Source organism: Pseudomonas sp. R62 (assembly GCF_000257605.1).
GTDB classification, from domain to species: Bacteria; Pseudomonadota; Gammaproteobacteria; order Pseudomonadales; family Pseudomonadaceae; genus Aquipseudomonas; species Aquipseudomonas atacamensis.
The window spans coordinates 1452893-1462620 of the sequence record NZ_JH635999.1 but is presented as its reverse complement, the minus strand read 5'-3'; the positions used below and the strand labels follow the sequence as shown (position 1 = coordinate 1462620).

Sequence of the window (9728 nt, the reverse complement as noted above, 5' to 3'; positions counted from 1 at the left end):
CGTTACCTTGGGCAGCCAATTGAACGACCAAGGCATGAAGCGCGGCACCCTCGACGCTTCCGGGCCGCTGGATGAAGAAGGGCGTCTGGCCTATCGCTTGAATGTGGTGGGCGAGGGCGGTGACACCTTCCGCGATCATGTCGAGACCGAGCGCTACGGCATCACGCCGGTGCTGACCTGGCAGGCCACCGACGCGACCAAGCTGATTTTCGAAGGCGATTTCATGCGCAACAACGCGCCGCTCGATCGTGGCGTGACGCGCTACCCGGCGCAGATCGGCACTGCCTCGCGCGATACCTTCTTTGGCGAGAAGGACGTCGGCAAACTGCACAACGACAACAACATGGCGCAGTTGCGTTTCGAGCACATGCTCAACGACGACTGGACCCTGGGCGGCGGTTTCCAGTGGCTCGACGGCTCGCTCAAGGGCAATGCGATCGAGGCCAACGGCATTGCCGCTGACGGCCGCACGCTGGGGCGTAACTTCAACTACCGCAAGCTGGAATGGACCGACAAGGACACCCAGCTCAACCTCACCGGGCATTTCGACACGGGCGGTCTGCAGCACACCTTGCTCACCGGCATCGAGTATGAAGATTACGATTACAAGTCGATCATCCAGCGCTCCAGCGGCGCGGTCAGTGCCTACCCGATCGACATCTTCAATCCGGTCTACGGCCAGCCACGCCCGGCGCTGACCCGCACGCCGACCCACGACAAAGAGAACCTCAAGACCTACGCCGCGTTCGTGCAGGATCAGGTCGCCCTGACCGACAAACTGAAAGTGCTGGCCGGCGCGCGTTTCGAGCGCTTCGAGCACGATTACGAAACCTACGTGCCGGGCGGCAAGAGCTGGCAGGCCAGCGACAACGCCGTCACCCCGCGTATCGGCCTCACCTACGATTTGACCGATACCCTGGCGGTCTACGCCAACACCGCGCGCTCGTTCAAGCCCAACACCGGCGCCAGTCGCGAAGGCGGCGGTTTCGCCCCGGAGAAAGGCAAGTCCTACGAGATGGGCGTGAAGTGGGAAGCGCTGGATCAGCAGTTGAGCGTCGAGGCGGCGATCTACCAGATCGAAAAACGCAACGTGCTGACCACCGACCCGGTGGATTCGACCTTCAGCGTCGCCGCCGGTGAAGTACGCAGCCGTGGTTTCGACGTCAACGTCACCGGCAATCTCACCCCGGAGTGGCGAGTGGTCGGCGGTTACGCTTACGTCGACGCCGAGGTGACCAAGGACAACACGCTGCGCTCCGGCACGCGCCTGCTGAACATCCCGAAGAACAGCTTCAGCCTGCTCAATATGTACGAATTCCAGGACGGCACGCTCAAAGGTCTTGGCCTTGGCACTGGCCTGAAATACGTCGACGAGCGCGCCGGGCAGACCGCCAACACCGCGTTTTCCATGGGCAGTTACACCGTGGTCGACCTGCTGAGCTTCTACAAGGTCAACGACAAGGTGCGGCTCAACCTGGATGTGAAAAACATCTTCGATCGCGACTACGAAGAAGGCGCCTTCGGCAACGTTTACGCCTACCCGGGCGCGCCGCGAACCGTGCAGGTGGGGATTTCCTACACGCTGTAAATCGCCGCAGCGGTTGCCGCCGCCCCATGCTGGCCTGAGAGTGGCATGTCGAAATCAGACATCGGCATGCCGCACTCAGGCTAGTTGCGCGGCGGTCGGGCCACGTAAGGTGAAGCATCATTTCGTCGGCAAAGCGTCTGCGTCGCAGCTTTCGCCTGATGCCGACACCGGAAATGATGATCGCCTGACGCTCAGTCAGTGGCCCAAACGTCGATCATGAGAACAATAAGAACCCATGACTAGCCTGAACCCCAAGGACTCCAACGGTCAGTTGGCGCAAGGTTTCAAACCGCGTCACGTCACCATGCTTTCCATTGCCGGCATCATCGGCGCAGGACTTTTCGTTGGCTCAGGCCACGCCATCGCCGCCGCAGGACCTGCGGTGCTGCTCGCTTATCTGTTCTCCGGTCTGCTGGTCGTGCTGGTCATGCGCATGCTCGGCGAAATGGCCGTGGCGCATCCCGACACCGGCTCGTTTTCCACCTACGCCGATCAAGCCATTGGCCGCTGGGCCGGCTTCACCATTGGCTGGCTCTACTGGTGGTTCTGGGTGCTGGTGATTCCCATCGAAGCCTTGGCCGCCGGGCACGTGCTCAATCAGTGGTTTCCCCAAGTCGATGCGTGGTTGTTCGCTTTGCTGTCGATCGTGCTGCTGGTCATCACCAACCTGTTCAGCGTGTCGAAATACGGCGAGTTCGAATTCTGGTTCGCCATGGCCAAGGTCATCGCGATCATCGGTTTCATCGGCCTGGGTTTTGCGGTGCTGATGGGCTGGATTCCCGAGCGTGAAGCCAGTGGCTTGAGCACGCTGATGGCCGAGCACGGCGGCTTTGCGCCGAACGGCATGTCGGCGGTGGTCGGCGCGTTCATCACCATCATGTTCAGTTTCATCGGCACCGAAGCGGTGACCATTGCCGCTGCGGAATCGAACAATCCGGCGCAGAACATCGCCAAGGCCACGCGCTCGGTGATCTGGCGCATCGGCATTTTCTATCTGCTGTCGATCTTCGTGGTGATTTCCGTGGTGCCGTGGAATGACCCGCAACTTGCGTCGGTCGGTTCCTACCAGCGCGCACTGGAACTGATGAACATCCCCAACGCTAAATTCCTTGTTGACGTGGTGGTGTTGATCGCGGTGGCCAGTTGCATGAACTCGTCGATCTACATTTCCTCGCGCATGCTCTATTCGCTGGGCCGACGCGGCGATGCGCCGCCGGCATTGAAGGTGACTTCGGCGGCCGGCGTGCCACGCGCGGCGGTCATTGCCAGCACGGTGATCGGCGCAGGCGTGACGTTACTCAGCTATTTCATGCCGGCCGGGCTGTTCCAGTTCCTGCTCGCCAGCTCCGGCGCAATTGCCTTGCTGGTGTATCTGGTGATCGCCATTTCGCAGTTGCGCATGCGCCGCCGACTGGAACGGGAAAAGGTCGAAATGACCTTGCGCATGTGGCTGTTTCCCTGGCTCACCTGGCTGGTCATCGCCTTCATCTGCGCGGCGTTGGCAGTGATGATGATCACCCCTGAACACCGCCTGGAAGTGACCTCGACCATTGGCCTGGCGTTGCTGATCTCGTTCATCGGCCTGGTCACCAGCCGCCAGCACCGGCCGGCGAGCAGGGTGGCGGCTGTTAGCAAAGCCTAAGCAAACAACGCCTTGAGCCCGCGGGAAAACCAGCCGTTCGGGCTCGATGGCAGATGCTCACGTTGACTGAGTGAGCCAGTCAACGCGCAGGTTTCACCGGCGAGCGAGCCCATCAGTTGCGGCAGCAAAAAACTGCGTTCGCATTCGCTGGCGGACAGTCCGGTGTTCTCTTGCGGCCAAACGACGCTGGTTTCGGCAAACGGCTTCATGGCGCACCTCCTCAACAATCAAACGTCCAGCACCAGGGTTTCGCTGCCCTGCGCCGGGGCGGCGCAGCAGATCAGCACTTCGTCGTCCGCCAGGCGCATGGCCGGCGGGGTGAGGTAATGCACCTGGCCGCTGGTAAGGCGGGTTTTGCAGGTGCCGCACGAGCCGCCGCGACAGCTGAACTCCGGATTCAAGCCACGTGCCTCGGCCAGTTCCAGCAAGGTGCCGCTGCCCGGTTCCCAGCGTGCTTCCTTGCCGGACGTCGCAAACAATACCTTGACCGGTTCTTCGGCGACCGGCACCTGCGGCGGCGCCGGGGTGCTGATTTCGACATCGCGGATCAGCGTCGACGGGCCGAAGGTTTCGGCGTGGATGCGATCGTCGGGAATGCGCATTTTGCGCAAGCCGTCGTACAGCGCCTGAGTGAAGCTGCCCGGGCCGCACAGGTAGAAATCGTAGTCATCCAGCGGCAGCAGGCTTTTCAGCAAGGCGATGTCGATGCGCCCGGCGTGATCGTAACCCTGCGCTGTTGCTTCCAGCGGCGGCTGGCTGACCACGCGCAGCACCTTGACCTTGTCACCCGCGCGCGCAGCCAAGGCGTCGATTTCTTCGCGAAAGGCCAGATCCTCAACGGTGCGACTGCTTTGCACCACCCAGGTCGGACGCATGCGGCTGATGCGTTTGCCCTGATAGACCACCTCGCGCAGCATCGACAGCAGCGGCGTTACCCCAACCCCTGCGGCCAACAGCACCAGTGGCCGGCGTTCGGTGGCGTCGACGGTGAAATCGCCTTGCGGCGCGCGGGCTTCGATCAAATCCAGTGCCTGGACCCGATCATGCAGATGCGAGGATACCGAGCCATCGCGTTTGACGCTGATGCGCAGGAACTCGTCCGACGGCGCGCTGGACACGCTGTAGGTGCGGATCGACGCGGCATCCTGACCGTCGAGCAAGACCTTGATCGGCAAGTGCTGGCCCGGTTCAAAGCGCGGCAGGCCGAAGCCGTCGTTGGCTTGCAGGTAAAAGGAGCGGATCTGCGGACTCTCATCGACCACCCGCGTGACGTGCAGCGCGCGCCATTGATTGCGCAGCGCCTCGGCCTGCAGACGCTCGCGGGTCTGTTCCCAGCTGCCGGTCATTTGCGAATTGGGCGAATCGCCTTCCGGCTGCTCGGCCCAGCGCAGTGGCAGCGCGGCCTGACGGTAAACGATGCGCTGCGGCTTGAAGCGCCACAGGCGCTCGGCGCCCTGGAACGCGGCGATTTGCGGATCGTCGAGCAGCACTTCTGCGCTGCCGGTCATCTGCAACAGATCGCCGCTTTCGAAATCGATAAAGGTCAGCCCGGCGCGCGGGTTGAGCAGGATGTTGCCCAAGGTGTTGAAGAACAGATTGCCGGAGAAATCCGGGATGGTCAGGGTGCCGTCCTCGTCCATGTGCACGAAGCCGGATTTGCCACCGCGATGGGATACATCGACCTGGCGCTCGCCGTCGCGCACCACGTAAGTGGCTACGTAGAACGAGTCGGCGGCGGTGATCATGTCGCGCACCAAGGGTTCGCTGACCGGCAAGTCGAGCGCGTTGTCGGTGGTCTCATCGACGAAGGCGTAATGGCGCAGGTTGATATAGCGCGGGCAGTTGCCGTAAGCCTGGGTCACGCTGATCTCGAGGCTGTCGTCCTCGCGGCGGCTGATATTGCCGTTCATGCGATTGCGCCGACGGGTGTGCAGCTCGATGCCGAGCATGCCGATCGCATCGCCGGGTTGCAGGCCTTGATTGGCCGGGTCGTTGGGCTGCGCGTCGAGTTTGATCTTCAGAACCTGTGGTGACGGCGAATCCATGAACCCCGGTTGACCGGTGCGCAGCGTTGCCCACGGATCGCCCTGGCTGTCGACGGCGCCGAGCACGACGAAGGGCAGTTGCGCATAGAACTCGCGGTGCTGGTCCGGCATCCAGTCGCGGGCCAGTTGCCGCTGGCCGACACCGACCATCATCTCCACCGCGCCGACGGCACGTTGCAGGGTCAGCTCACCTTCATGCCAGGGCGAGGGCTGCGGTTTCGACGCTGTGTCCATTTCGATTCTCCTCGGGTACAAACGGGCCGGTGAGCCGCCAGGGGCTGAAGCTCAAGTGGGCTCATGTTCGCCCTCGGCCGGTTGCGAGGGAATGGCCAGAAACTGCAATCCACTGTTTCACTCGGTGAAATGATCCCTGCGCGCGCCTAAGGAGGCGGGTGATTATTTCACTGGCTGAAATGCTCGATTGTATTGGCTGAGGATTCCGCGATTTGCGGCAGGGGAGCAGGATGAGCCCCATCGACACGATCAGCGGGTCGACCTCAAATAATCCAGGAGCACGTCATGTCCCAGTCAGCCGTCAAACTGTACCGCCATCCGTTGTCCGGCCACTCGCATCGCGTCGAGTTGATGTTGTCCCTGCTGGATGTGCCGACCGAACTGGTGTTCGTCGACCTGATGAAGGGCGCCCACAAAACCCCTGAATTCCTCGCCCTCAACCGTTTCGGCCAGGTGCCGGTGATTGATGACAACGGCACGGTGCTCGCGGATTCCAACGGCATTCTGGTTTATCTGGCGAGCAAATACGGCAACGGCCAGTGGCTGTCGATCGATCCGGTCGAGCAAGCCAAGGTGCAACGCTGGTTATCGGTGGCCGCCGGGCAGATCAGCTCCGGCCCGGCCACGGCGCGCTTGATCACTGTGTTCGGCGCCGGTTACGACGCGGCTGATGCGATCAAGCGTTCCCACGCTTTATTGCAAGTGATGGAAGACGAGCTGGCCAACAGCGCATTCCTTGCCGGCGACAAGGCAACCGTTGCCGATGTGGCCGCCTACACTTACGTCGCCCACGCGCCGGAAGGCAATGTCTCGCTTGAGGATTATCCGAATGTGCGGGCGTGGCTGGCGCGGGTCGAGGCGCTGCCGAAATTCGTCGGCATGCAGCGCACAGCGGTGGGCCTTCAAACGGCTTAGGTTCAGCACGCTTCATTAATCCTGTGGGAGCGAGCTTGCTCGCGAAGGCGGTGGGTCATTCAGCATCGTTGTTGACTGACAGGACGCCATCGCGGGCAAGCCCGCTCCCACAGGGGGCGGTGGGTTTTCAAAATCTTCGGCAGGTTCCCGTCTATGGATCGTTTTCAGGAAATGCGCATGTTCCTGGCCGTGGCCGAGGAGGGTGGCTTTGCGGCGGCGGCCCGGCGCTTGAACACCTCGCCCCCCAGCGTCACCCGCGCCATTGCCGCGCTGGAACAACGCATCGGCACGCGCCTGTTGTCGCGCACCACGCGCAGCCTGCACCTGACCGAAGCCGGGCATCGTTATCTGGATGATTGCCGAAGAATTCTGTGCGACGTCGACGAAGCCGAAGAGGCGGCCGCCGGCAGTTATCGGGTGCCGTGCGGGCATTTGAGCGTGACCGCGTCGGTGCTGTTTGGCGAGCTGTTCATCGCGCCGTTGCTGGCGCAATACGTCGATGCGTTTCCTTCGGTGCATCTCAAGGCCTTGCTGGTCGATCGCGTGGTGAACATGGCGGAAGAGGGTATCGATGTCGCCGTACGCATCGGCCATCTGCACGAAAACAATCAGCATGCAATCAAGGTCGGCGAGGTCCGCCAAGTGATTTGCGGCACCCCCGATTACTTCGCCCGCTATGGCCGACCGCAACATCCGAACGAGCTGAGCCGCGCCAATATCGTCATGTCGTCCGCCAGTCATTTGCTCAGCGATTGGCAATTCGCCCATGCCGATGGCCCGTTGAGTTTTCGCTTCGAGCCGCGTCTGGTGGTCACGGCGAATCAGGCGGCGATCAACATCGCCAGTTCCGGTTGGGGCATTACCCGGGTGCTGTCTTATCAAGTCGCCAGCCAGGTTGCGGCCGGTGAACTGGAATTGGTGTTGCAGGCCTTTGAGCCGCCGGCGTTACCGGTGCAACTGGTCTATCTGAAACATCCGCGCGTACCGGCGAAGGTGCGCACGTTCGTGGACTTTCTCAGCGAGCGGCTGCAACACCACCCAGCGCTGAAAGCCGTGAACAGGGTTCACGGCTAAGGCTTCAAGGTTCAACTCAGCGCTGGATCACTTCCCGGCCGCAGCGGTTTCGATCAGGCTGGCGACGGCTTTCGGGTTGGACACCATCACCACGTGCGACGCGCCTTTGACCACGACGGTCTGCTTGGAGTGCGCGCGCTCGGCCATGAACGCCAGGGCTTGCGCCGGGATGTTCTTGTCCTGGTCACCGTAGACGAAGTACGACGGCACGGTTTTCCATGCAGGCTCGGTGGCGGCTTCGTTGAGCGCGGCGACGGTGACCGGGCGCTGGGTGGCGGCCATCAACTTCGCATCAGCAGGGGAAACATCGGCAGCGAACTGCTCATGGAATTTGTCCTGCTGGATGTACAAATCCTTGCCACCATCGGCCAGCTCAACCGGGGCCGACAGGGTCGGGCCAAGGGTGCTGCCAGGGAAGCGGCCGGACAATTCGGCTGCGGTTTCACCCTTTTCCGGGGCGAACGCGGCGACGTACACCAGCGCTTTGACATTGGCATTGCCGTAAGCGGCTTCGCTGATCACCGGGCCACCGTAAGAGTGGCCGACCAACACCACCGGAGTTTTCACGCTGGCCAGCACATCCGCCACCGATTGCGCATCACTCTTGACCGAGCGCAGCGGGTTGGCCGCAGCGATCACCGGATAGCCATCCTTCTCGAGAATCTTGACCACGCCATTCCAGCTGCTCGAATCGGCGAATGCGCCGTGTACCAGCACCACGGTAGGTTTGACCGGCGCGGCGAACGCTGCGGTGGCGCCGAACATGGCGGCGGTGAGGGCGAGGGTAGCGAAGACTTTGTTCATGGTGATGTCCTGTCGATTGGTTAAGGTAGGAATGGAAGCGACAGTGGTATTTGGCGCGCTAAATGTGTCAGTTGTGTGTGCGCACGGCCGAACTTCGCATGCGTGTGTATCTGTGTCGGCAAATGCTACACGCTGATACAAAGCGATCCATCCGCTCAGATCGCGCGGCGGATCTTGCCCGGGGCCTCGCCGTAGGTTTCCTTGAATTTCTTGCTGAATGCAGCTTGCGACTGGTAGCCGACCTGCACGGCAATGTCATTCAGGCCCAGATGCGAATGGCTGAGCAGACTGAACGCCAGCTCCATGCGCAACTGGGTCAGCAGCACCCACGGCGAAATACCGGCGACCCGGACGAAGGTGCGCATGAACGTTGCACGAGACATGTTTGCGGTGTCGGCCATGGCTTCGATGGTCCATTCGTGCGCCGGGTCGGCCAGTATCGCCTGACAGGTCCGGCCGAGGCGCTGGTCGCCGAGCAGCGCCAAGGTGCTCTTGTCCTGCTCCGCACGGGCCAGATGCGCACGCAGAATCAAGGTGAACAAGGCTTGGGACAGTGAATCGAGGAGGAACCGCGCGCCCGGCTGTTCGCTGTCGGCTTCGCTGCGCAACAGCGCAATCAGGGCGGTCAGTGGCGCATCAATCGGCAAGCCATCGTTGGCAATCAACAGGTAATCGGGGAGGGCGGCGAACAGCATCGACGCGCGGTTGTAATGAAAACCACCGCAGAGCATGTCCAGATCGGCGCTCGCCCCACCGAGCCGATAGATCGGCAACACCCCGCCTGGAATCAGCGTTGGCAGCATTGGCGCTACATCTTTACCGCCGCTGTGCAGCACATGCGGCGTGCCCCGTGGCAACAAAAGAATGTCGCCGGCGCGCATCGCCAGGCGTTGCCCGCTGGCCAGCTCAACCCGGCATTCACCTTTAAGCACGATGTGATAGGGCGCCTTGCCCAAGGCTTCCTGTTGATGATCGCGCGCCCAGTCGCCTTGAAACTGGCAACGCAGATCGAGGCTGCCGCGCACGTTGGCCAGGCTGATGAGCTTATCGAGCGAGTTCATTGGCACCCATCACGAAGAAATCCGCAAAGTTGAGACGATTGAGCAAGACGTTGAGCATGACCGACAAAAGCGCGATTCGGTAGCACCGCAGACTGACTCCACTTTCATTGATCTGGAGAAGTCGCATGTTCACCTCAATCAACGCCGGACTACAACAGCTCGGCAAACTCGATCGCCTCGGCATCCCGCTGATGCGCGTGGCCATCGCCATCGTCTTCCTGTGGATCGGCGCGCTGAAATTCGTCCCGTACGAAGCCGACAGCATCACGCCCTTCGTCGCCAACAGCCCGGTGATGTCGTTCTTCTACGAACACCCGCAGGACTACAAGGCGCACCTGACCCATGAGGGCGAGCTGAACGCCGAC

At 61.8% G+C, this 9728-nt stretch carries 9 protein-coding genes; 5 read left to right on the top strand and 4 right to left on the bottom strand.

The window, feature by feature from the left end; genetic code table 11:
• Positions 1-1588 (top strand): TonB-dependent receptor (locus OQK_RS24705; RefSeq protein ID WP_038861710.1); only part of this gene is annotated, 1588 nt, incomplete at its 5' end.
• Positions 1589-1823: 235 nt separating this feature from the next.
• The gene (gabP, locus tag OQK_RS24700) at positions 1824-3230 is read left to right on the top strand and encodes a GABA permease (protein ID WP_016774785.1); all 1407 of its coding nucleotides are present in this window, start codon (positions 1824-1826) and stop codon (positions 3228-3230) included.
• Here gabP and OQK_RS24695 read toward each other — a convergent pair.
• Both OQK_RS24695 and OQK_RS24690 read right to left on the bottom strand, forming a co-directional pair.
• Positions 3227-3439, bottom strand: coding sequence for a hypothetical protein (locus OQK_RS24695; protein WP_016774784.1), 213 nt, complete (start codon positions 3437-3439; stop codon positions 3227-3229). The genes gabP and OQK_RS24695 overlap by 4 nt on opposite strands.
• A gap of 18 nt (positions 3440-3457) precedes the next feature.
• Positions 3458-5509, bottom strand: coding sequence for a 2Fe-2S iron-sulfur cluster-binding protein (locus OQK_RS24690; protein WP_016774783.1), 2052 nt, complete (start codon positions 5507-5509; stop codon positions 3458-3460).
• A gap of 285 nt (positions 5510-5794) precedes the next feature.
• On the opposite strand from OQK_RS24690, the gene OQK_RS24685 reads away from it, so the two are divergent.
• A complete protein-coding gene (locus tag OQK_RS24685; protein WP_016774782.1) occupies positions 5795-6424 on the top strand; it encodes a glutathione S-transferase family protein in 630 nt (209 codons plus the stop codon).
• A gap of 153 nt (positions 6425-6577) precedes the next feature.
• Positions 6578-7498, top strand: a complete 921-nt coding sequence (locus OQK_RS24680; protein WP_016774781.1) for a LysR family transcriptional regulator — start codon at positions 6578-6580, stop codon at positions 7496-7498.
• A 27-nt stretch (positions 7499-7525) separates the two neighbouring features.
• Here the strand turns inward: OQK_RS24680 and OQK_RS24675 are convergent, their stop codons facing one another.
• Together OQK_RS24675 and OQK_RS24670 are read right to left on the bottom strand one after the other, a co-directional pair.
• A complete protein-coding gene (locus tag OQK_RS24675) occupies positions 7526-8302 on the bottom strand; it encodes an alpha/beta fold hydrolase (RefSeq protein ID WP_016774780.1) in 777 nt (258 codons plus the stop codon).
• Positions 8303-8457: 155 nt separating this feature from the next.
• A complete protein-coding gene (locus tag OQK_RS24670; RefSeq protein WP_016774779.1) occupies positions 8458-9363 on the bottom strand; it encodes an AraC family transcriptional regulator in 906 nt (301 codons plus the stop codon).
• Between the two features lie 125 nt (positions 9364-9488).
• Here OQK_RS24670 and OQK_RS24665 point away from each other — a divergent pair.
• Positions 9489-9728 (top strand): DUF417 family protein (locus OQK_RS24665; RefSeq protein ID WP_016774777.1); only part of this gene is annotated, 240 nt, incomplete at its 3' end.

What these genes read in the sequence shown, in the direction of transcription:
- OQK_RS24670 (WP_016774779.1), bottom strand. Translation starts at nt 9,363, where the DNA reads ATGAACTCGCTCGATAAGCTCATCAGCCTGGCCAACGTGCGCGGCAGC.
- gabP (WP_016774785.1), top strand. Translation starts at nt 1,824, where the DNA reads ATGACTAGCCTGAACCCCAAGGACTCCAACGGTCAGTTGGCGCAAGGT.
- OQK_RS24695 (WP_016774784.1), bottom strand. Translation starts at nt 3,439, where the DNA reads ATGAAGCCGTTTGCCGAAACCAGCGTCGTTTGGCCGCAAGAGAACACC.
- OQK_RS24680 (WP_016774781.1), top strand. Translation starts at nt 6,578, where the DNA reads ATGGATCGTTTTCAGGAAATGCGCATGTTCCTGGCCGTGGCCGAGGAG.
- OQK_RS24675 (WP_016774780.1), bottom strand. Translation starts at nt 8,302, where the DNA reads ATGAACAAAGTCTTCGCTACCCTCGCCCTCACCGCCGCCATGTTCGGC.
- OQK_RS24690 (WP_016774783.1), bottom strand. Translation starts at nt 5,509, where the DNA reads ATGGACACAGCGTCGAAACCGCAGCCCTCGCCCTGGCATGAAGGTGAG.
- OQK_RS24685 (WP_016774782.1), top strand. Translation starts at nt 5,795, where the DNA reads ATGTCCCAGTCAGCCGTCAAACTGTACCGCCATCCGTTGTCCGGCCAC.